This window comes from Arthrobacter phoenicis, assembly GCF_047238215.1.
Lineage (GTDB): Bacteria > Actinomycetota > Actinomycetes > Actinomycetales > Micrococcaceae > Arthrobacter.
In genome coordinates, this window is the sequence record NZ_JBDFMK010000001.1 from 2,798,260 (window position 1) to 2,818,380 (window position 20,121).

The following is a 20,121-nucleotide window of genomic DNA, read 5'->3' on the forward strand; positions in this document are numbered from 1 at the left end:
GGAGGGCGTGACCGGCGCCCTGTGGCGGGTGATCGCCGCCACGGGAGCCCGCGCCGCCCGGTGGCCCTGGTGGCTCCAGATCTCGGCGCTGTACCTTGCCGCCCGGCTGGTCAGCGCGTGCATCTTCGCCGGCGCCGCACTGCAGCAGGGCGTCAACCCCTGGTTCCCGCCGAAGCCGGACTACTGGAACTTCATCAACATCTGGGATGCCCGCTGGTACGGCGAGGCGCTGCGGAACGGCTATCCGTCCGAACTCCCGGTGGACGCGGCCGGCAACGTCAAGGAGAACGCCTGGGCGTTCTATCCGCTCTTCCCGCTGCTGGGCCGGGTGCTCAGCGGCCTGACCGGACTGGCCCCGGCAACCTCTCTCACCCTGATAGCCTCGGTAGCGGGGCTGGGCGCCGCCCTGGCGGTCTACCGCCTGTTCCGGTTCAAGGCAGGTCACCGCACCGCGCTGTGGGGTTCAGTGTTCGTGGCGACGTTCCCCGTCGCACCCATCCTCCAGGTGCCCTACGCCGAGTCGCTGAACCTGCTCCTGCTGGCGGCGGCGCTGCTGCTGGTGCTGGAGCGCCGGTACCTGTGGGCCATGCCCGTGGTGCTGCTGATGGACCTCTCCCGGCCCACCGGCGTCCCGTTCGCGGCGATGCTCGGGCTGCTGTTCCTGTACCGCCTGTACGGCCGCGTCAGCGCCGGGCGCGGCCACCGTCTGTCCGGCCAGGCGCCCGCCGGCCGTCCCGCGGACGACACCCCCGCCGGGCTCTGGACTCTGGCCGCCCTGACCGCCGTCGCCGGCGTCGGCGCCCTGCTCTGGCCTGCGATCGCGTGGGCGGTCACCGGGGACATCCAGGCCTACACGCGAACCGAGACGGTGTGGCGGGGCCACGACCTGGTGCCCTTCAAGCCGTGGTTCGATACCGGCGTGCAGTTGTTCGGGCCCGTTCTGGGACTGCTGGCCCCGTTTGTGTTCGTGGCCCTGTTCGCGCTGCTGATGATGTCCAAACCGGCGGTCCGGCTGGGGACCGAGCTGCGCCTCTGGTGCGTTTGTTACGTGGGGTACCTGCTGGTGTTCCTGCACCCTCAAACAAGCACCTTCCGGATGCTCCTGCCGCTCTTCCCGCTGGCACTCAGCGCGGCCTGGATTTCCCGGTCCCGGGCCTACCGCGGCGCCGTTGTCATCATGTTTTTGCTGCTCCAGCTCGTGTGGGTTGTGTGGCTCTGGGCCTGGGCCCAACTGCCCGGCGGCGGGGACTACCCGCCCTGATCCGCCGCGACGAAGAATCTCCATCGATTAGCTACGGTCAGATAATTACGGGATAATGGTGCCCAAGCTAAGGAAAACTGAGTGTCAAACCCCGGCGTCCGCTCGCGGCCGGCGGGCAGCTTAATGGACCAAGCGGACACAGCCCGGCCGGGCTGGAAAGTCACGGGACAATTTGGAGGGGATATTCCGCATGGCTGCTATGAAACCGCGCACCGGCGACGGACCGATGGAAGTGACCAAAGAGGGTCGCAGCCTGATCATGCGGGTCCCGCTGGAAGGCGGGGGCCGGCTGGTGGTCGAACTTAACGCCGCTGAGGCATCGAACCTCAGGGAATGCCTGGTCGGCGTCACCGAATAGGACGCGGCCGGCACGGCTGGCAGGACAAGAACAAAGGGACCGGTTGCCGCGAGGCAGCCGGTCCCTTGTGCGTTTGCAGGTGGTTACTTCTTGACGGCCACCAGGAGTCCGTCACCGGTGGGCAGCATGGCCGAGGCCAGCCGTTCGTCGTCGCGGATGGCCTTGCCGATCTGGCGCAGCACCACGGTGGTGGCCTCCCGGGCCGCGGGGTTAGCCACACGGTCCTGGTCCAATGCGTCATTGACGATCAGCAGGCCGCCACGCTTGAGCAGCCGAATGGCCTGCTCCACGTAGCGCGGGTAGTTCGGCTTGTCCGCGTCGATGAAGACCAGGTCGTACGCGCTGTCGGTCAGCCGGGGGAGCACGTCGCCGGCGCGGCCGGAGATGGTGCGGGTGCGGTTGGCCGGGTTCCCGGCCTCCTGGAAGGATTCCCGCGCCGCGCGCAGGTGTTCGACGTCGACGTCGATGGTGGTCAGGACCGCCTGCGGGCCCAGGCCGCGGAGGATGCAGACGCCGGAGACGCCGGCCCCGGTGCCGATCTCGACGGCGGTCTGGGCCTTGGACGCGGCGGCCAGCACAGTCAGCACGGCGCCCACTCCCGGACCTACCGGCGTCACACCCAGTTGGAACGACCGCTCACGCGCGTGCAGCAAGACCTCGTCCTCGGCAGGCAGATCTTCTGCGTAGGACCAGCTTGTGGACTTATCGGCGCTCATGGGTATCGCTTTCCGGGCAGGAGGGGAGTGTTCCCTCCAGCGTACTGGGTCCGGACCCGCGAACCGGCGCGGCATTCCGCCGATGGCGGAAGTCCCCGGGCGGGTCAGGAATTTCCCAGAAATTTTTGAAATGATGGCTATCCGCTCATCCCCACGGTGATCGGCGTCGAACCAGTGGTGCAGGAGCCTGCAGGAGCAGGCGCCACGGAGACGTAAACACCATCTGCGAGGGGAGTGGACAATGTCGGTTCTGGCAAATGTCCCAGTCAGTGATCACGCCCAGCCCGCCGCCGAGGCCGAATGGGTCCGGCCGACGTGGGAGGAAGTGGTCACGAACCACTCAGCCAAGGTCTACCGCCTCGCGTACCGGCTGACGGGCAACAAGTACGACGCCGAGGACCTCACGCAAGAGGTCTTCGTCCGCGTTTTCCGATCGCTGGAGAACTTCAAGCCAGGCACCCTCGACGGCTGGCTGCACCGCATCACCACCAACCTTTTCCTGGACCAGGCACGCCGCAAGAGTCGGATCCGGTTCGACGCGCTGGCCGAGGACGCCGAATCCCGGATCCCCGGCCGGGAACCGGGCCCGGAGCAGAGCTTCGAGCTGAACAACCTGGACCTGGACGTTCAGGCCGCCCTTGAGGAGCTGCCGCCGGACTTCCGCGCCGCCGTCGTGCTTTGCGACCTGGAAGGCCTCTCCTACGACGAGGTCGCCGCCGCCCTGGACGTCAAGCTCGGCACCGTCCGCTCCCGCATCCACCGCGGCCGGACCCTGCTGCGGGAGAAGCTTGCGCACCGCGACCCCCGTCCGCAGCCCAAGGCCGCCCTGAAGCCCCGCCTGAAGATGCCGCGCATCGCCGGTCTGCTCTGACGGGACGATGGCACAGCTGAGAGTTCTCCTGGGGGGCCTGGCGTGTAAGTTCCTCGCCCGGCAGGCCCGGCGTCATCGGACCGCCGGCGTGCTTCCCAGCGCGGCCGCCGAACGCCGCCTGCAACGGCACCTGCAGCGTTGCGCCGGCTGCCGGCGGCGCCAGGCCCACGAGCGGCAGTACCTGCAGCGGCTCCGTAACGCCGCCGTCCCGGAGGCCAGCGGCGACCTGACCGCCCGGCTGCTGGCACGGACCAGTGAGATGGCGCAACAGCCCGGAGCCACGCGCACGGGTACCGCACAGCCCGAAACCGCGCGCCCTGAAGCTGAAACGCGTGCCGCCCCGACCGTGCCTTCCCCGCCGGCCCGCAACGCGCGGGTCCGGCTGGCCGCCGCCGTGACCGGAGGCGTGGCCGCTGCCACCTGCCTGACAGCGGGGACCGCGTACGTCCTCGGTGAGGAAACCGGGGCTGCCGCCGGTGCCCCCGCCTTCACCGATTCGCTCACCCCGCCCGGCACGGGCCGCTTCGTTTCCGCCCAAATGGCATCCGTCTCCGGCTGGCGGTTGAGCGGGGAACCGGACATCGCGCCGGCCGAATCCCTCAGCGCCGAGCAACTCTCCGCGCTGCAGACCCGCGGCTGGGCCTGCCCCGAGTTCCGTGACCTCGGCTACCACCTCGCCTGGGCGCGTGCGGGCGCCGCGGACGGAAAGGACGTCCTGGAGCTGCGCCTGACCGACGGGCAGTCCTTCGCCACGGTGCTGGAACAACACCCGGATTCTGCCGGCACTCCCTCTGGCACTGGGGGCGGCGTGCCCGTCAACGTCCTCACCGGCCGCCCGGCCCCGGCCGACGGCTTCGTGCCCGTCACTCTGCACCCAGCGACTCCCGAGGCTTCAGGGCACGGGACACCCGGTGTCCTCTGGGTCAACCGCCAGCCGCCCTACCGGGCCATCTACCGGACCGAACGCGCGACCTTCACCGTGGTCGCCGAGGCTCCGCCGGCCGGGACGGACGACGGCGTCGCCGCGGCGCTGCAGTCCGCCCAGCCCGCCACCGCAGGCCCCGGGGCCGACGCCGCCGGTGCCCCGGCAGCGGAGTCCCTGCAGACCCGGCTGGGCCGAGGCCTGCAGCGCGTCGTCGAGCTGCTGGCCCGATGAGCGCCCGCATTTTCGCCGGCACACGGAGTGCCGGGGGACGTTCCGGCGCCGAATCGTCGGCTCCCGGGACGAGAGGGTAATCTTCCTAGAGTGTTTGGAATCAACGGCCCGGAGTTCATTCTGCTGCTGATCATCGGCCTCCTGGTGATCGGTCCCAGCCGGCTCCCCGAATACACCCAGAAACTGGCGAACATCGTCAAGGAAGTCCGGCGGATGGCGTCCGGCGCGCGGGAACAGATCAAGGAAGAAGTCGGCATCGACATCGACGATGTGGACTGGAAGAAGTACGATCCCCGCCAGTACGACCCCCGCCGGATCATCCGCGAGGCCCTGCTGGAGGATGACACCAAGCCGGTCAGCGCCGGTGCTCCTGCGGCCGTGGCTGCCGCGGAGGAGCGGAAGCCCGCCCGGGTGGTGGAACGGCTGCCCGAGGGCGTGCCGGCCCCCTTCGACACCGAAGCCACCTAGGGCAGCGAACACGCGGGTCGTCAAAGCGGTTGACGGGCCCCATAGCCAACGGTCTGGTCCCAGCGATGCTTCACTCAGGCATTTAGCTCCCTGCCGGTAACGACCATCCCTTAGCCGACGGATCACCGGGCTGTTAGAGACAGACCAAAGCGAATCTTCAGGAAGCTTTCCGGTCTATCGTCTGCGGATCGAGGACCTTTGACAGTAATCGAGACACTGCTTCAACCGGCGGCTGGAGGCCGGTCATTTCGACGTGGCTTGCCGCAGGAGTGGCGGTGAAGGCACGGAGCTGATGAGGAGGCCCGTCAGCGGGGCTGGAGTCCCAGCGGGCGGCCGGCGAGGTTGCGGGGGACGGAGGCGAGCCGGCCCGCGATGGCTTCCAGTGCCGCCGCTGCCGGGGTTTCCGGGTGCGCCAGCACCAGCGGGGTGCCGGCGTCGCCGCCCTCGCGCAGCAGGATCTCCAGCGGAATCTGGCCCAGGAGCGGCACGTCGGCGCCGACCGTGGCGGAGAGCCGCTCGGTGAGGACCTTGCCACCGCCGCTGCCGAACAGCTCCATCCGGCCGCCGTCGGGCAGCTGCAGGTAGGACATGTTCTCCACGACGCCCGCCAGCGTCTGCCCGGTCTGCGCGGCGATGGTGCCGGCACGTTCGGCGACGTCCGCCGCCGCGGCCTGCGGAGTGGTGACCACCAGGAGCTCCGCACCCGGCAGCAGCTGCGCCACGGAGATGGCGATGTCCCCGGTGCCCGGCGGAAGGTCCAGGAACAACACGTCCAGGTCCCCGAAGTAGACGTCCGTCAGGAACTGCTCCAGCGCGCGGTGCAGCATGGGACCACGCCAGGCCACCGGCTGGTTCCCGGCGACGAACATGCCGATGGAGATGACCTTCACTCCGTGCGCCACCGGCGGCAGGATCATGTCGTCCACCCGGGTGGGGGCGGCGGTGATGCCCATCAGCGCCGGCACGGAGAAGCCGTGCACGTCGGCGTCGACGATCCCGACCCGCAGGCCTTTCGCGGCCAGCGCGGAGGCGAGGTTGACCGTGACGGAAGACTTGCCCACCCCGCCCTTGCCGCTGGCCACGGCGTAGACCTTGGTGAGGGAGCCGGGCTGGTTGAACGGGATGCCGCGGGCACCGCCCGGACCGCGGAGCATCTCCTTGAGCGCGTCCCGCTGGTCCTGCGTCATCACCTTCAGTTCGACGTCGACGGCGGTGACGCCCGGGACGGCGGCCAGCGCCGCCTCGCAGTCGGCGGTGATGGTGCCGCGCAGCGGGCAGCCGGCGATGGTCAGCAGCACGCTGATCTTCACCCGGCCGGCGTCGTCGATCTCCACCGCGTCGACCATCCCGAGTTCGGTGATGGGGCGTCGCAGCTCCGGGTCAATGACGGTGGCCAGCGCGGCGCGGACCGCCGGTTCCAGTCCGGGCGCGCCGGAGTGATCCTGCAGGGTGTTCACGGATGTCAGCTTTCGGGGACGGAGCGGCGGCCCTGGGTCTCGGCGCCGCCGTCGGCGCGGACGCGGGGGATCTGCTGGGTGCGCGGACCGCGCTGCTTGTCCCGGCGTTCCCGGAGGTGTTCCTTGACCTTGTCCCGCGGGTTGTCCGGACCGGCGCCGGGCTCTTCCTGGTTGCGGAGCTCCTCCTGCGCCTCCAGCATGTCCTCCAGCAGGCTGCGCAGTTCGGCGCGTACGTAGTCGCGGGTGGCGACCTCGCGCAGCGCGATGCGGAGGGACGCCAGTTCCCGGGTCAGGTATTCGGTGTCCGAGAGGTTCCGTTCGGCGCGCTGCCGGTCCTGCTGCAGCGAGACGCGGTCCCGGTCGTCCTGGCGGTTTTGGGCCAGCAGCAGCAGGGGAGCGGCGTAGGAGGCCTGGAGCGAGAGCATCAGGGTCAGCAGCGTGAAGCCGAGGTCCTTGGAGTCGAACTGCCAGTCGGTGGGTGCCCAGGTGTTCCAGGCCAGCCAGAAGACACAGAACACGGTCATGTAGACCAGGAACTGCGGCGTTCCCATGAAGCGGGCGAAGCCCTCGGTGGCGTGGCCGAACGCGTCCGGGTTGGGCGAGAGCTTCGGCAGGATGCGTTGCCGGCCGCTCAGCGGGGTGTCGAGGGTGCCGGCGGAGCGGGTGCCGGGACGGACGTTGGAGTTCCGGGGGGTGCTGAGTTCAGCCAATGCGGCCTCCAAGCTTCCTTATCGGGGCGTCATCCTCGTGGGCGCGCCAGTCGTCGGGCAACAGATGATCAAGCACGTCGTCAACAGTCACCGCCCCGACAAGCCGGCCGTCGTCGTTGACCACGGGAAGCGAGTTGAGGTTGTAGGTGGCCAGGGTGCGGGCCACCTCGCTGATGTGCGCCTGGTCGGAGACGGGCTCCAGATTCTTGTCCACCAGGTTGCCCAGCGGTTCCGGCGGCGGGTAGCGCAGCAGCTGCTGGATGTGGACGACGCCGAGGAACCGCCCGGTGGGGGTCTCCAGCGGCGGACGGGCGATGAAGATCGACGACGCCAGGGCGGGGGAGAGCTCCTCGCGCCGGACATGCGCCAGAGCCTCGGCCACGGTCGCCTCGGGCGGGAGGATCACCGGGACCGGGGTCATCAGGCCGCCGGCGGTGTCCTCGTCGTACTCGAGCAGGCGCCGGACGTCCTCGGCGCCCTCCGGCTCCATCAGCTGCAGGAGTTCCTCGGCCTGGGCGGAGGGGAGTTCGGCGAGGAGGTCGGCGGCGTCGTCCGGGTCCATCTCTTCCAGCACGTCAGCGGCGCGTTCGACGTCGAGGGCGGACAGGATCTCCACCTGGTCTCCCTCGGGCATCTCCTGGAGCACGTCGGCGAGGCGTTCGTCCTGGAGTTCGCTGGCCACCTCGAAGCGGCGCTTGTCGCTCATCTCCTGCAGGGCCTCGGCGAAGTCGGCCGGCTTGAGGTCCTCGTGGGTGGCGACGAACTGGGTGGCGGCCTGCGGTTCGGTGCGGGCGCCCTGCTGCGCGTCGGCCCAGTCGATGATGAGGGTCTCGTTGCGGCGCAGCCGGCTCAGCGGCGAGAGCGAGTGGCCGCGGCGGACGAAGAGCTTGCTGACGAACCAGTCGCCCGAACGGTGCCGGTCCATCGCGATGTCCTCGATGGTGGCGTCGCCGCTGCCGTCGGCCAGGGTCACGCGCCGGTCGAACATCTCCGCGACCACCAGGGTTTCGGCTCCGCGCTGTTCGAAGCGGCGCAGGTTCACCAGCCCGGTGCAGATCACCTGGGTCTGGTCAATCGAGGTAATGCGGGTCATCGGCACGAAGACGCGCTTCTTGCCCGGGACCTCGACGACGATGCCCACCACGTGGGGTGCGCCGCGGTTGCCGCGGGAGAGCACGACGACATCGCGCAACCGGCCCAGACGGTCGCCCAGGGGGTCGAAGACGTCCAGTCCGAGGAGGCGCGCGACAAATACCCGCGAAAGAGTGGTGCTCACTCCTACAGGCTACCGAGTCTGCTCTCTTTTAGCTGAATTTGCAGGCGCCCACCAGCTCGATGGGTGAGAATGGGCCTATGTCAAACATTTTTGGTGGTCCGAAGGCCAACGTTCCGGGCGGGGCGGACGATGCCCGCGCCGTCCCCAAGGGTGACACGGTCGGCTCCTACAGCTCCTACCTGGACGCCCAGAAGGCCGTGGACTACCTCGCGGACCAGCAGTTCCCCGTGCAGCTTGTCTCAATCGTGGGCAACGAGTTGAAGATGGTGGAGCGGGTCACCGGGCGGCTCACCTACCCCCGGGTGGCGCTCTCCGGCGCACTCAGCGGCATGTGGTTCGGCCTGTTCGTCGGCGTCATGCTCTCCTTCTTCTCCACCTCGGACGGCTACTTCTCCATCATGACCTCCGTGCTGATGGGCGCCGCCTTCTTCATGCTGTTCGGCATCGTCACCTACGCCATGCAGCGCGGCAAGCGTGACTTCACCTCCACCAGCCAGGTGGTCGCTACCAACTACGACGTGGTGGTGGCCTTCGAGGCGTCCCACGAGGCGCGCCGCCTGCTCCAGCAGCTGCCGATGAACCGCTCCGACGCGGCCGGCTACCAGCAGCACACCCCGCCGCAGGGCCAGCAGCCCTGGGGCGGCCACCAGCAGACCGGTCCTCAGCAAAATGGTCCCCAGTACGGCGGCCCGCAGCAGGGCCAGCCGCAGGGCCCGCAGCGTCCGGCCGGCTGGACCGACCCCTACGGCCAGCGCTCCCCGGAAGCCGGCCAGCAACCGGGCCAGCAGCAGGGCGGACCTCAGCAGGGCCAGTACGGTGCCCCGGCCGGCGAGCCGAACCAGCAGCCCGCCCGCCCCTCCGCCGTCCGTTACCCGGACCTGCCGGACGGACGCCCGCAGTACGGCATCCGCGTCGGCGATGCGCCGAAGCAGGAGGGACAGCAGCCCGAGGGCGGCCAGCCTCGGCAGTAGCTGAACCCACGAGACAAAAAGAGGACCCCCGGCGCAGCGCCGGGGGTCCTCTCTCGTAAGCGGGTCGGGGGCCTTACTGGGCGTCGACTTCCTGGTAGATGCCCGCCATCCACGACTCGACGTCGTCGGCCTTGCGCGGCAGGGCGGCGCTGAGGTTGACCGGGCCGTCCTCGGTCATCAGGATGTCGTCCTCGATCCGGACGCCGATGCCGCGGTACTCGGCCGGGATGGCCAGGTCCTCGTCCTTGAAGTACAGGCCCGGTTCGATCGTGAAGACCATGCCGGGGGTGAGGACGCCGTCCAGGTACAGCTCCCGCTTGGCCTGGGCGCAGTCGTGCACGTCAAGGCCCAGGTGGTGGCTGGTGCCGTGCGGCATCCAGCGCCGGTGCTGCTGGCCGTCGACGCTGATGGCCTCCTTAACGGAGACCGGCAGCAGGCCCCACTCGGACAGGCGCTCGGCCAGGACCGTAGTGGCGGCGGTGTGGATGTCGCGGAACTTGGTGCCGGGCTGGGCGGCGGCGAAACCGGCGTCGGCGGCGTCCAGGACGGCCTCGTACACCTTGCGCTGGATCTCGGAGAAGGTGCCGTTGGCCGGCAGGGTGCGGGTGACGTCGGCGGTGTAGAGCGAATCCGCCTCGACGCCCGCGTCCAGCAGGAGCAGTTCGCCGGCGTTGACCTTGCCGGTGTTCCGGGTCCAGTGCAGCACGGTGGCGTTGTTGCCGGACGCAGCGATGGTGTCGTAGCCGAGCTCGTTGCCTTCTTCACGGGCGCGGGCGAAGAACGCGCCCTCGACCACACGCTCGCCGCGGTGGTGGGTGAGTGCCCGCGGCAGGGCCTTGACCACCTCGGTGAAACCTTCCACCGTGGCGGCGACGGCGATTTTCATCTGCTCGACTTCCCACTCGTCCTTGATCAGGCGGAGTTCGGAGAGGGCCTCGCTGAGCTTCTCGTCGAGGGCGTCCAGCACGCCGAGGTCCAGGTTTTCCGGGTCCTTGGCGGTGTTGTAGCGTGCGGTGTCCACGAGCGCGTCGATGTTCTCGTCGACCTTGCGGACCAGGCGGATGGAGATCCCGCCGATCTCGGACGCGCCGACGTCCTTGGTAATGGCCAGTTCGAGTTCGGCCAGGTCGGCGGTCGCCAGGCCCAGGCGGGCCTTGAACTCGGCGAGGGTGGGGCGGGCGCCGATCCAGAATTCACCGGAGCGGGAGTCGGCGTAGAACTGTTCGGTATCGCGGCCGGCGAGGGGACGGAAGTACAGCGTCGCATGGTGGTGGCCGCCGTCGTCGCCCTTGCCCTCGTCCGTGGGCTCGAGGATCAGGACGGCGTCGGGCTCGTGGTCCAGGCCGAGACCGGTCAGGTGCGCGAAGCCCGAGTGCGGGCGGAAACGGTAGTCGCAGTCGTTGGAGCGGACCTTCAGCGGGCCGGCCGGGATCACCAGGCGTTCACCCTTGAACAGCTCGGAGATGGCCTTGCGGCGGGAGGCGGCGTGGCCGGCGACGGCGTCCCGTTCCGGCAGCTCTGCCGGGGCGGAAGCCCAGTTGCTGGCCATGAAGGCCTTGAAGGCCTCGGAAGCGGGGCGCTGGGAGCGGTTGTTGACGCGCTCTTCGAGGGGCTGGGAAGCGGAGATCTGGGTGTTATCTGCATCGTTCACGTCCCCATCGTCTCACCAGCGGCGCGGCTTAGGCCAACAGGCCGCACGGGGCCCGGAGGCACCCCGATCTACTAGGCTGGACAGGTGAGGATAGACCTGCATGCCCACTCGAATGTTTCCGATGGAACCCAGCCGCCGGCGGAGCTGATCGCCGCCGCCGCGGAGGCCGGACTCGACGTGGTGGCCCTGACCGATCACGACACCACGGACGGCTGGGCCGAGGCCTCCGCCGCGGCCAGGAACCTGGGCGTGGCCCTGGTCCCGGGCATGGAGGTCTCGTGCCGGACCCGCGAGGGCATCAGCGTGCACCTGCTCAGCTACCTGCACGACCCCGCCCACCCCGGGCTGCTGGAGGAGATCACCAAGTCCAAGGACGCCCGCTTCACCCGGGCCGAACGGATGGTCAGCCTGCTGGCCGAGGACTACCCGCTCAGCTGGGACGACGTGATCCACCACGTTGCCCCCGGCGCCACCCTGGGCCGCCCGCACATCGCCGACGCGCTCGTGGCCGCCGGCGTCGTCGAGGACCGGAGCGAGGCCTTCGCGACGATCCTGACCTCCCGGTCCCGCTACTGGGTGCAGCACTACGCCCCGGATCCGGCAGCCGCCGTCGAACTCGTCCGTGCTGCCGGCGGGGTCCCGGTCTTTGCCCACCCGGTGGCGTCCTCCCGCGGCCGGATCGTCGGCGAGCACACCTACCGGGAGATGATCGACGCCGGCCTGGCCGGCCTGGAGGTCAACCACCGGGACAACCCGGAACAGGGCCGGGCCTTCCTGCGCCGCCTGGCCGCGGAGCACGACCTGCTGGTGACCGGATCTTCTGACTACCACGGCGCCGGGAAGCCGAACCTGCTGGGCGAGAACACCACCGCCCCGGAGGTGCTGGCACGCATCGAGGAACTCGCCAGCGGCACCGCGGTGGTGCGCTGATGGACTGGATCGACCTGCAGCTGCTGGCCTCGGTGATCGTGACGCTCTTCGTGATCATGGACCCGCCGGGCACTGTGCCCATCTTCATGTCCCTGACGGCGCAGATGAACGCGAAGGAACGCAACCTTTCGGCCCTGCAGGCGCTCGTGGTGGCAACCGGCGTGATTGTCACCTTCGCGATCTTCGGTCAGTCCATCCTGAACTACATGCACATCTCCCTGGCGGCCCTGCAGGGCGCCGGCGGATTGCTGCTGGTGCTGATCGCGCTGCAGCTGCTGACCGGGTCCACCGGCGGGGAGGAGAGCGCGGCGAAGTACAAGAACGTGGCGTTCGTCCCGCTGGGCACACCGCTGATGGCCGGCCCGGGCGCGATCGTGGCGGTGATGGTGTTCGTCCAGCGGTCCTCGACGGTGCCGCAGTACCTTGCGGTGGGGGTGGGCATCGCCGTGACGCTGGCGTCCCTGTACCTGGCGATGCGGTTCGCCGGGCTGGTGCAGCGGGCGCTGGGGGAGAACGGCGTCGAGCTGGTCACCCGGATCGCCGGCCTGCTGCTTTCGGCGATCGCCGTGCAGATGATCGCCGACGCCGTGCACTCCTTCGTGAAGAGCTGGATGTAGCGCTCAGGCCGGATTCTCAGGCAGGCGGAGTGGCCGGGTACGCGGTGAACTCGGCGGCGCCGGACAGGCGCTTGGCCATGACGTCGATGGCCGCCTGGTTCTGGTCCACGCAGACGAATTTGCGGCCCAGCTTTGAGGCCACGGCACCGAGCGTCCCGGACCCGGCGAAGAAGTCCAGGCACCAGTCCCCGGGCCGGCTGGAGGCTGCCACCACGCGGCGGATCAGCCCCTCGGGCTTCTGGGTCGGGTACCCGGTCTTCTCCCGGCCTGTGGGGGAGACGATGGTGTGCCACCAGACGTCGGTGGGCAGCTTGCCGAGCTCCCGCTTGGCCGGCGTGACCAGGCCCGGCGCCATGTACGGCTCCCGGTCCACCTCGGCGCTGTCGAAGTGGTACTTCGCCGGGTTCTTGACGTACACGAGGATGTTGTCGTGCTTGGTGGGCCAGCGGAACTTCGCGCGGGCGCCGTAGTCGTAGGCCCAGATGATCTCGTTGAGGAAGCACTCGCGGCCGAAGATCGCGTCCAGCATCACCTTGGCGTAGTGCACCTCGCGGTAATCCAGGTGCAGGTAGAGCGTGCCGTCATCCGCCAGCAGCCGCCACGCCTCCACCAGCCGCGGTTCCAGGAAGGACCAGTAGTCGCTGAAGGCGTCGTCGTAGCTGTGCAGGGCGCCCTTGATCGTGTCGTAGGAGCGGCCCTTGAAACCCACCCGGTCGCCCACGCCGTCGGCGTTGAGCACCATCTTCGTTTCCTGGCGCTTCTGGACCCGCCCGGTATTGAACGGCGGGTCCACGTAGATGAGGGTGAAGGCGCCGTCCGGCAGCGTCTGGAGGTACTCCGCGTTGTCCGCGTGTACCACCAGGTTGCTGCCGTCCGGCGCCCAGACGGAATCAGGCATGGTGGAAATTAGGCCTCGGCGCTGCGCGTCGCGGTACCGCCCTGGGCCTCGCCGGAAACCACTTCGCCGTTGTGACGGCGGGTCCGGGTGCGGCGGCGGGCACGGGTGGCCCGGTCAACCTCGGTGGCGGACGTCGCGGCAGCGGCGCGCCCGGTGGCCTCCACGGGCGCTGCGGTCGTCTCCTGCTCGGGTGCGGTCCGACGACGGCGTGAGCCCTCGCGGGTGCCTTCGCGCGAACCCTCACGCGAACCGGAGCGGGAACCGGAACGGCCACCTTCGCGGCCGCCTTCGGACGAACCGGCCCGCGAACCCTCGCGGTTGCCGGAGCGTCCGCCCTCACGGGAGCCGGAGCGTCCGCCGTCGCGGGAGCCGGAGCGTCCGCCGTCGCGGGAGCCGGTGCCTGCGCTGCTGCGCGTGTTCTTCTTGCCGGTCTCGCCCAGGTCCTCGAGTTCCTCGGCGTCCACGCCGGCCAGGACGCGCTTGTCGCGCGGCAAACGGCCCTTGGTGCCCTCGGGGATATCCAGGTCCTCGAACAGGTGCGGGGAGGAGGAGTAGGTTTCGATGGGTTCCGGAACGCTCAGGCCGAGTGCCTTGTTGATCAGGCCCCAGCGCGGCATGTCGTCCCAGTCCACGAAGGTCACGGCGGTGCCCTTGTTGCCGGCGCGGCCGGTGCGGCCCACGCGGTGCAGGTAGATCTTCTCGTCCTCGACGCACTGGTAGTTGATCACGTGCGTGACGTCGTCGACGTCGATGCCGCGGGCGGCGACGTCGGTGGCGACGAGGACGTCCACCTTGTTGTTGCGGAAGGCGCGCAGCGCCTGTTCGCGGGCGCCCTGGCCGAGGTCACCGTGGATGGCGGCGGCCGCGAACCCGCGGTCCACGAGTTCCTCGGCGACCTTAGCGGCGGTGCGCTTGGTCTTGGTGAAGATGATGGTCCGGCCGCGGCCGCGGGCCTGCAGGATGCGGGCCACCACCTCGACCTTGTCCATGCTGTGGGCGCGGTAGATCAGCTGGCGGATGTCCCGCTTGGTGAGGCCCTCGTCCTCGGGGTCCGCGGCGCGGATGTGGGTGGGCTGGCTCATGTAGCGGCGGGCCATGGCGATGACCGGGCCGGGCATGGTGGCGGAGAACAGCAGGGTCTGGCGCACGGCCGGGGTGGCGGCGATCAGCGTCTCGACATCCGGCAGGAAGCCCAGGTCCAGCATCTCGTCGGCCTCGTCGAGGATGACCATCTTGACGTTCTTGAGCACCAGGTGCTTCTGCTTGAACAAGTCGATGAGGCGTCCGGGGGTGCCGACGACGACCTCCACGCCCTTCTGCAGCGCATCGACCTGCGGCTCGTACGCGCGGCCGCCGTAGATGGTGGCGATCCGGGCGTTGCGCTTGCGGGCGGCGTTCTGCAGGTCGTTGGCGACCTGGACGGCGAGCTCGCGGGTGGGGACGATCACGAGGGCCTGCGGGGCACCCGGTGTCGGGAGGGCGTCGTAGCCGGCGTCGTCGCGGCCGATGACCCGCTGCAGCGCGGGGATGCCGAAGCCGAGGGTCTTGCCGGTACCGGTCTTGGCCTGGCCGATGATGTCGTGGCCGCCCAGGGCCACCGGCAGCGTCATGGCCTGGATGGGGAACGGGTGGGTGATCCCGGCGTCGGCCAGGGACTCGACGATGTCGGCGCGGACGTTGAAGTCGGCGAACGTTTTTTCCGGAAGGGCGTGGGGCGCCTCGTCGGAGCTGATGGTTTCTTCCGGTTCGATCGATTCCGTGCCGGATTCGTCGGTCAGAAGCTGATGCGTGTGCAATTCACTCACGGGGAGTTTCCTTATTCATTTGGGTTGCGCTGCCTGCTCGACGGGGCGGCGGAGGGCCGTTCCGGAGCACGCTCGTTAGGCGCAAGCAAGTCCAGTGGAGCCGATCGCGGGCTATCTAGATGCTGGCACTGGGACCAGCGGGTGTGTCTCAAGATCGCGTAGGGGCGGGCTTGTTGATTCGAAAATACGAGGAAATCAACGACCGGGCATCCATTACTACCCTTCCAGTCTAGCCGTTCGGCCTCTGCGTCCCCGACGGCGCGGCCGTTGCGGCGCGGTGCGGCCTTAGCCGACCAGCTCCAGCCGCACCTCGCGGGCGGCGATGTCGGCCGAGACGACGCGCACCCGGACCAGGCTGCCCGACTCCATCTCACCCGGGCAGCGGGCGGTTACGGCCGGCTCCGCGATCTGCACGATCCCGGACGGACCGTTTCCGTTGCCGTTGGCTTTTGTCCCGTTCCCGTTCCCAGTACCCTTCCCGGTGGTGCCCTGGGCTGCGCCGGCGCCGTTGCCGGGACCCGTGCCGTTACCGTTGGCGGGCTTCGACCCGGAGATGACGACGGCGTCGAACTCCTGGCCGACGTGGTTGACCAGCAGCGCCGCCTCGACCGTGTCCAGCGACATCCGCTCCAGCTTTCCGGCGAGCTGGTCCGAGGCGGCCATGATCGCGGGCAGGGACGGCAGCGCCTCCCGGGCCCAGGCCGGAACCTCGCCGTCATTCGAGAGCGCCTCGCAGATGACCAGGACGAACCGGTCGATCAGGCGCCGCAGCGGGGCGGTGGAGTGCGCGTAGGACGCGCCGATGGCGGATTGGATGGCGTCGTCCGGGACGCTGCCATCGAAGGGGGTGTACCCGGCGCCGCGGAACAACATCCCGGCCGAGTGCAGGATCGCCAGCTGCTTGGGATCCGTGGGGTCCAGGGTGCGCAGGTATTCCCCGTAGCTGGTCTCCCCGTCCCACGGCTTGCCCAGCGCTCCGGTCTGCCGGCGGAAGTGGCGCAGGGAGCGTTCGTCCGGCGCGGGCATGGTCCGCAGGATGCCCACCTTGCCCTCGAGCATCAGGCCCGCGGCGGCCATTCCGGTCATCAGCGAGATCTGCGCGTTCCAGTCCTCCACCGGCAGCGGGGGAGCCGCGACGATCCGGTAGCCGCCGTCGGGGAGCTGTTCGATTTCCTGGTCCGGCATGTTCAGGCTCGCTCCGCCGCGCTGCCGTTCGAGCTCCACCCGCTTGCCGCCGACCTCTTTCAGCAGTTCCAGGACGGGGGCCGCCGTGCCGGCGTCGAGGTCCGCCTGCACCCCGGCGTAACTGAGCTTGGCGCGGCTGATGACCCGGGCGCGGCGCATCAGGACCGAGGACACCTCGGCGGCGGCGTCGAGTTCGAACTCCCAGACGAAGGCCGCGCAGAGCTGGCCGGCGAGGAGGCTGCCGGCGGCCTCGCTGATGACCTCGGGGTGGAGCGGAATGCGGCCCTCGGGCGTGTAGAACGTCTGCCCGCGGCGGCGCGTCTCGGCGTCGAGCGGGCCGCCGGGGGCCACGAAGGAGGGGACATCGGCGATCGCGTAGAAGACCTTGTATCCGTCCCCGGAGCGATCAATGAACAGTGCCTGGTCCAGATCCGTGGACGACGCCGGGTCGATCGTCACGAACTCCACGTGCGTCAGGTCCAGGCCGGGGAGTTCGTGCCCGGCCACCGCCGCCTCGGCGTCGCGCAGCGCCTCTTCGGGGAACGGCCCGGGCAGTTCCAGGAGGGTGCGCAGGGCCTTCAGCGCCTTGGCTAGCTGGTTTTGCTGCTGGCGGACGCTCGGCGTCAGGCGATGGTGAGACACGAAAGTCAGGGTAGCCCGAAATCCGCCGCTAGTCTTGAACGATGAGCACTCCGACGCCGGATTCCGCCCGCGATCACCGCTTTCTCACGGACCTGCTCGGCGTGATGGCCTACAGCGAACTCTCCGCCTTTGAACGGCTTTCCTCCGACGCCCGCTATGCGCCCACCCTCCGGGACCGGGCCGTGCTGGGCCGGCTGGCGGTGCGGGAGTTCGAGCACTACGAGTTGGTGTGCGCCCGGCTGCAGGACATGGGCGAGGACGTGGAGGGCGCCATGGTGCCGTTCCAGCGCTCGGTTGACCACTTCCATGAGCGGACGCGGCCGGCCGACTGGTTCGAGTCGCTAATGAAGGCGTACGTCATCGACACCGTCTCCGCCGACTTCTACCGCTCCCTGATTCCGCGGCTGGATCCCGCCACCGCGGCACTGGTGGAGCAGGTCCAGGCCTCCGAAGAGGCCACCGGGGTGCTGCGCGAACGGCTCAAGCAGGCCCTGGCCGACGATCCACGGCTGGCCTCCCGGCTGGCGCTGTGGGCACGGCGGCTCCTCGGCGAGGCGCTGACCCAGGCGCAGCGGGTCGCGGCCGACCATGCCTTCCTTGGCGTCCAGGGTTCGGAAGCAGCGGGCAACGGGGCAACGGGCAACGGCGCTGCAGGCAACGGCGTCGCGGCGGGCACGGATCCGGTCCGGGCGTTGCTGACCTCGCTGGCCACGGCGCACTCACGCCGGATGACCCTCTTGGGCCTCGCCGGGTAGAGAGCCTGCACCCGCCCGGCGCCCGAAGTACCCGGCCGCGTTTACGCCCGGGCGTCGAGGGCGGCGAGCAGGGCCTGTGCCGCAGCAGCGGGGTCGTCGGCCTCGGTGATCGCCCGGACCACCACGATCCGCCGGGCCCCGGCGTCGAGGACCTGCTCCACGTTGGTCAGGTCGATGCCGCCGATTGCGAACCACGGCACGACGCCGGCCACCTTGCCGCCGTCGCCCGCGGCCTCGGCGCGCTCGATCGCGTCGGCGGCGTAGCGGACCAGGTCCAGGCCGACGGCGGCACGGCCGGGCTTGGTGGGGGTGGCCCAGACGGGGCCCACGCAGAAGTAGTCCAGCCCGCTCCGGCCCGGCGCGGCGGCGATGGCGGCGTCGACCTGCTCCGGGGTGTGGGTGGACAGGCCGATCACGGTGTCCTTGCCGAGGAAGTCACGGGCCGCACCGAACGGAATGTCCTTCTGCCCGATGTGGAACACCGGGGCGCCGGCCAGCGAGGCCAGGTCCGCCCGGTCGTTGACCGCCCACAGCCGGCCGTGGCGCGCTGCGACCGTGTGCAGGACCTCCAGGAGTTCGAGTTCCTCCGCGGCTTCGATGGTCTTGTCCCGGAGCTGGATGATGTCCACGCCCCCGGTAAACGCGGCATCGACAAAGGTTTCAAAGTCTCCACGGTCCTTGCGGGCATCGGTGCAGAGGTACAAACGGGCGGTGCTGTGGACGTCCTGGCTCATGCCCCAAGCGTAGTTCCTCTAAACTGGGCGCATACCGCGGGAGCCCCGCACGCCGTCGACGGCGCAGGGCTGAGAGGGCGTCAGAGCCGACCGCTTGACCTGATCCGGCTAGTACCGGCGTAGGGAAGGAACCCATGAACACCACCCCCGGCCCTGGGACCGCCGTAGACGCGGTCGACGCCGTCGTGATTGGCGGGGGCGTGATCGGCCACGGCATCGCGTGGGAACTCCGACGCTCCGGGCGGACCGTGGCGCTGGTCGACGACGCCCCCGGGGACGGGGCCAGCTGGGCCGCCGCCGGCATGCTGGCCCCCGTCAGCGAACTCCACTACCAGGAGGAGGGGCTCCTGCCGCTGATGCTGGAGTCCTCCCGGCTCTGGCCCGCCTTCGCCGGCCGCCTCGCCGACGGCGGTGACGGGGGAGCCGGCACCGGCTACCTGACGACGCCGACCCTCGCCGTGGGGGCGGACGCCGCGGACCGGCAGGCGCTCGCGGACCTGCGCGCCCTCCAATTGGCCTCGGGACTGTCCGTCGAACCCCTCACCGTGCGGGAGGCCCGCCGCCGCGAACCGCTGCTCAGCCCGGCGATCTCCTGCGCCTTCGAGATCCCCGCCGACCACCAGGTGGACCCGCGCCGGCTGATCACCCGGATCAGAGCCCTGCTGGCCGCCGACACCGGATTCCGGGCCGTCCCGCACCGCGCCGAGGGCCTGATTCAGGCGGACGGCCGGGTTGCCGGCGTCCGGCTCAGCGGGGGAGGGGAGGTCCGGGCGGCCGAGACCATCGTGGCCAACGGCCTGGGCGCCGCCGCCCTGCAGGACCTCCCGGCCGGGCTCACCCTGCCGCTGCGTCCGGTCCATGGCGACATTCTCCGGCTCCGGGTGCCCGAGCGGCTGCGTCCCCTGCTGAGTTCCACCGTCCGCGGGCTGGTCCGGGGTATCCCGGTCTACATCGTTCCGCGCGGGGACGGCACCGTGGTGGTTGGCGCCACCCAGCGCGAGGACCAGGCTTATGACCGGGCGGTCTCCGCCGGCGGGGTCTACCAGCTGCTGCGCGACGCCCAGCAGCTGGTCCCGGCCGTCGCCGAGCTGGAACTCGTCGAGGCCACGGCCAGGGCCCGCCCCGGCACCCCGGACAACGCCCCGCTGCTGGGACGGGTCCGTGCCCCCGGCGGCGGCCACGTCCCGGGCCTGGTGATTGCCACCGGCTTCTTCCGGCACGGGGTGCTGCTGACCCCGGCCGCCGCCGCCATCTGCCGGGAGCTGCTGGACGGCACCCCGGACCCGCGCTGGGACGGGTTCCTCCCGGACCGCTTCGACCGCCCGCACGCCGACGCTGAGCGCAGCCAGTCGACCAGCCAGGCGACCACCCGGGCGCCCAGCCGTACCAATGCTCTCCACCCCGCGACCCACAGGACAACAGCATGAACATCACCCTCAACGGGAAGCCGCACGCGCTCCCGGACAACGCCACGGTCGGCGCCCTCGTCAGCGGCGTCACCGGACGGCCCCTGGCGGATAACGGCCAGGCCACGGACGGACGCAAACTCGGCGTCGCCGTCGCACGCAACGCCGAGGTCGTGCCCCGCAGCCGGTGGCACGCGACAGAACTCATCGAGGGCGACGACGTCGAACTCGTCACCGCGGTACAGGGAGGATGA

At 70.0% G+C, this 20,121-nt stretch carries 20 protein-coding genes and 1 riboswitch; of the genes, 11 read left to right on the top strand and 9 right to left on the bottom strand.

What is annotated here, in order from left to right:
- Window positions 1-7: 7 nt before the first annotated feature.
- Together ABC337_RS13200 and ABC337_RS13205 are read left to right on the top strand one after the other, a co-directional pair.
- On the top strand, window positions 8-1,261 hold the full coding sequence (locus tag ABC337_RS13200; RefSeq protein WP_412884928.1) for a hypothetical protein: 1,254 nt from the start codon (window positions 8-10) through the stop codon (window positions 1,259-1,261).
- Between the two features lie 190 nt (window positions 1,262-1,451).
- On the top strand, window positions 1,452-1,619 hold the full coding sequence (locus ABC337_RS13205; RefSeq protein WP_290255770.1) for a DUF3117 domain-containing protein: 168 nt from the start codon (window positions 1,452-1,454) through the stop codon (window positions 1,617-1,619).
- An 83-nt stretch (window positions 1,620-1,702) separates the two neighbouring features.
- Here ABC337_RS13205 and ABC337_RS13210 read toward each other — a convergent pair whose 3' ends face one another.
- Complete coding sequence (locus tag ABC337_RS13210; RefSeq protein WP_290255769.1) at window positions 1,703-2,335, bottom strand: O-methyltransferase; 633 nt, start codon at window positions 2,333-2,335, stop codon at window positions 1,703-1,705.
- 241 nt (window positions 2,336-2,576) lie between these two features.
- Here ABC337_RS13210 and sigE point away from each other — a divergent pair, with 241 nt between their 5' ends.
- The 3 genes from sigE (at window position 2,577) to ABC337_RS13225 (ending at window position 4,830) form a co-directional block, all read left to right on the top strand.
- Window positions 2,577-3,206 carry an RNA polymerase sigma factor SigE gene (gene sigE, locus ABC337_RS13215; RefSeq protein ID WP_412883577.1) on the top strand — a complete coding sequence of 210 codons (630 nt, stop codon included), beginning with the start codon at window positions 2,577-2,579 and terminating at the stop codon, window positions 3,204-3,206.
- A gap of 88 nt (window positions 3,207-3,294) precedes the next feature.
- Window positions 3,295-4,362, top strand: a complete 1,068-nt coding sequence (locus ABC337_RS13220) for an anti-sigma factor (protein ID WP_412883576.1) — start codon at window positions 3,295-3,297, stop codon at window positions 4,360-4,362.
- A 90-nt stretch (window positions 4,363-4,452) separates the two neighbouring features.
- A complete protein-coding gene (locus tag ABC337_RS13225) occupies window positions 4,453-4,830 on the top strand; it encodes a twin-arginine translocase TatA/TatE family subunit (protein WP_290255766.1) in 378 nt (125 codons plus the stop codon).
- A 305-nt stretch (window positions 4,831-5,135) separates the two neighbouring features.
- Here ABC337_RS13225 and ABC337_RS13230 read toward each other — a convergent pair whose 3' ends face one another.
- Genes ABC337_RS13230 through ABC337_RS13240 form a run of 3 tightly spaced genes read right to left on the bottom strand, consistent with a single transcriptional unit; the run spans window position 5,136 to window position 8,273 of the window.
- The gene (locus ABC337_RS13230) at window positions 5,136-6,278 is read right to left on the bottom strand and encodes an Mrp/NBP35 family ATP-binding protein (RefSeq protein WP_412884927.1); all 1,143 of its coding nucleotides are present in this window, start codon (window positions 6,276-6,278) and stop codon (window positions 5,136-5,138) included.
- Window positions 6,279-6,292: 14 nt separating this feature from the next.
- A complete protein-coding gene (locus tag ABC337_RS13235) occupies window positions 6,293-6,997 on the bottom strand; it encodes a DUF1003 domain-containing protein (RefSeq protein WP_412883575.1) in 705 nt (234 codons plus the stop codon).
- Window positions 6,990-8,273 carry a magnesium transporter MgtE N-terminal domain-containing protein gene (locus tag ABC337_RS13240; RefSeq protein WP_290255761.1) on the bottom strand — a complete coding sequence of 428 codons (1,284 nt, stop codon included), beginning with the start codon at window positions 8,271-8,273 and terminating at the stop codon, window positions 6,990-6,992. The genes ABC337_RS13235 and ABC337_RS13240 overlap by 8 nt, the downstream gene beginning before the upstream one ends.
- Window positions 8,274-8,350: 77 nt before the next feature.
- Between ABC337_RS13240 and ABC337_RS13245 the strand changes: the two genes are divergently transcribed.
- The gene (locus tag ABC337_RS13245; protein ID WP_412883574.1) at window positions 8,351-9,244 is read left to right on the top strand and encodes a YflT domain-containing protein; all 894 of its coding nucleotides are present in this window, start codon (window positions 8,351-8,353) and stop codon (window positions 9,242-9,244) included.
- Window positions 9,245-9,317: 73 nt separating this feature from the next.
- On the opposite strand, the gene ABC337_RS13250 is transcribed toward ABC337_RS13245, so the two are convergent.
- Window positions 9,318-10,895, bottom strand: coding sequence for an aminopeptidase P family protein (locus tag ABC337_RS13250; protein ID WP_412883573.1), 1,578 nt, complete (start codon window positions 10,893-10,895; stop codon window positions 9,318-9,320).
- An 84-nt stretch (window positions 10,896-10,979) separates the two neighbouring features.
- Here ABC337_RS13250 and ABC337_RS13255 point away from each other — a divergent pair, with 84 nt between their 5' ends.
- The gene (locus ABC337_RS13255) at window positions 10,980-11,825 is read left to right on the top strand and encodes a PHP domain-containing protein (RefSeq protein ID WP_412883572.1); all 846 of its coding nucleotides are present in this window, start codon (window positions 10,980-10,982) and stop codon (window positions 11,823-11,825) included.
- An 8-nt stretch (window positions 11,826-11,833) separates the two neighbouring features.
- Window positions 11,834-12,442 carry a MarC family protein gene (locus ABC337_RS13260; RefSeq protein WP_290256465.1) on the top strand — a complete coding sequence of 203 codons (609 nt, stop codon included), beginning with the start codon at window positions 11,834-11,836 and terminating at the stop codon, window positions 12,440-12,442.
- Between the two features lie 16 nt (window positions 12,443-12,458).
- On the opposite strand, the gene ABC337_RS13265 is transcribed toward ABC337_RS13260, so the two are convergent.
- From ABC337_RS13265 to ABC337_RS13275, 3 genes are all read right to left on the bottom strand, one after another.
- Entirely contained in the window at window positions 12,459-13,340 is an 882-nt protein-coding gene (locus ABC337_RS13265) for a DNA-methyltransferase (protein ID WP_412883571.1), read from the bottom strand.
- Window positions 13,341-13,348: 8 nt separating this feature from the next.
- Window positions 13,349-15,145 (bottom strand): DEAD/DEAH box helicase, encoded by a 1,797-nt coding sequence (locus ABC337_RS13270; RefSeq protein ID WP_412883570.1) that lies wholly within the window; start codon window positions 15,143-15,145, stop codon window positions 13,349-13,351.
- 285 nt (window positions 15,146-15,430) lie between these two features.
- Window positions 15,431-16,972 carry an RNB domain-containing ribonuclease gene (locus ABC337_RS13275; RefSeq protein ID WP_412883569.1) on the bottom strand — a complete coding sequence of 514 codons (1,542 nt, stop codon included), beginning with the start codon at window positions 16,970-16,972 and terminating at the stop codon, window positions 15,431-15,433.
- A gap of 41 nt (window positions 16,973-17,013) precedes the next feature.
- Between ABC337_RS13275 and ABC337_RS13280 the strand changes: the two genes are divergently transcribed.
- Window positions 17,014-17,727, top strand: coding sequence for a ferritin-like fold-containing protein (locus tag ABC337_RS13280; protein ID WP_412883568.1), 714 nt, complete (start codon window positions 17,014-17,016; stop codon window positions 17,725-17,727).
- 41 nt (window positions 17,728-17,768) lie between these two features.
- Here the strand turns inward: ABC337_RS13280 and thiE are convergent, their stop codons facing one another.
- A complete protein-coding gene (gene thiE / locus ABC337_RS13285) occupies window positions 17,769-18,461 on the bottom strand; it encodes a thiamine phosphate synthase (protein WP_412883567.1) in 693 nt (230 codons plus the stop codon).
- Between the two features lie 26 nt (window positions 18,462-18,487).
- Window positions 18,488-18,605: riboswitch (TPP riboswitch) on the top strand.
- Here thiE and thiO point away from each other — a divergent pair.
- Window positions 18,596-19,888 (top strand): glycine oxidase ThiO, encoded by a 1,293-nt coding sequence (thiO, locus tag ABC337_RS13290; RefSeq protein WP_412883566.1) that lies wholly within the window; start codon window positions 18,596-18,598, stop codon window positions 19,886-19,888. (Overlaps the previous riboswitch by 10 nt.)
- The gene (thiS, locus tag ABC337_RS13295; RefSeq protein ID WP_290255751.1) at window positions 19,885-20,121 is read left to right on the top strand and encodes a sulfur carrier protein ThiS; all 237 of its coding nucleotides are present in this window, start codon (window positions 19,885-19,887) and stop codon (window positions 20,119-20,121) included. Before thiO ends, thiS begins: the two co-directional genes overlap by 4 nt.

Excerpts from the sequence above, each read along its gene's own strand:
- ABC337_RS13205 (WP_290255770.1), top strand. The coding sequence starts at position 1,452 with ATGGCTGCTATGAAACCGCGCACCGGCGACGGACCGATGGAAGTGACC.
- ABC337_RS13210 (WP_290255769.1), bottom strand. The coding sequence starts at position 2,335 with ATGAGCGCCGATAAGTCCACAAGCTGGTCCTACGCAGAAGATCTGCCT.
- sigE (WP_412883577.1), top strand. The coding sequence starts at position 2,577 with ATGTCGGTTCTGGCAAATGTCCCAGTCAGTGATCACGCCCAGCCCGCC.
- ABC337_RS13245 (WP_412883574.1), top strand. The coding sequence starts at position 8,351 with ATGTCAAACATTTTTGGTGGTCCGAAGGCCAACGTTCCGGGCGGGGCG.
- ABC337_RS13265 (WP_412883571.1), bottom strand. The coding sequence starts at position 13,340 with ATGCCTGATTCCGTCTGGGCGCCGGACGGCAGCAACCTGGTGGTACAC.
- ABC337_RS13280 (WP_412883568.1), top strand. The coding sequence starts at position 17,014 with ATGAGCACTCCGACGCCGGATTCCGCCCGCGATCACCGCTTTCTCACG.
- thiE (WP_412883567.1), bottom strand. The coding sequence starts at position 18,461 with ATGAGCCAGGACGTCCACAGCACCGCCCGTTTGTACCTCTGCACCGAT.
- thiO (WP_412883566.1), top strand. The coding sequence starts at position 18,596 with ATGAACACCACCCCCGGCCCTGGGACCGCCGTAGACGCGGTCGACGCC.
- thiS (WP_290255751.1), top strand. The coding sequence starts at position 19,885 with ATGAACATCACCCTCAACGGGAAGCCGCACGCGCTCCCGGACAACGCC.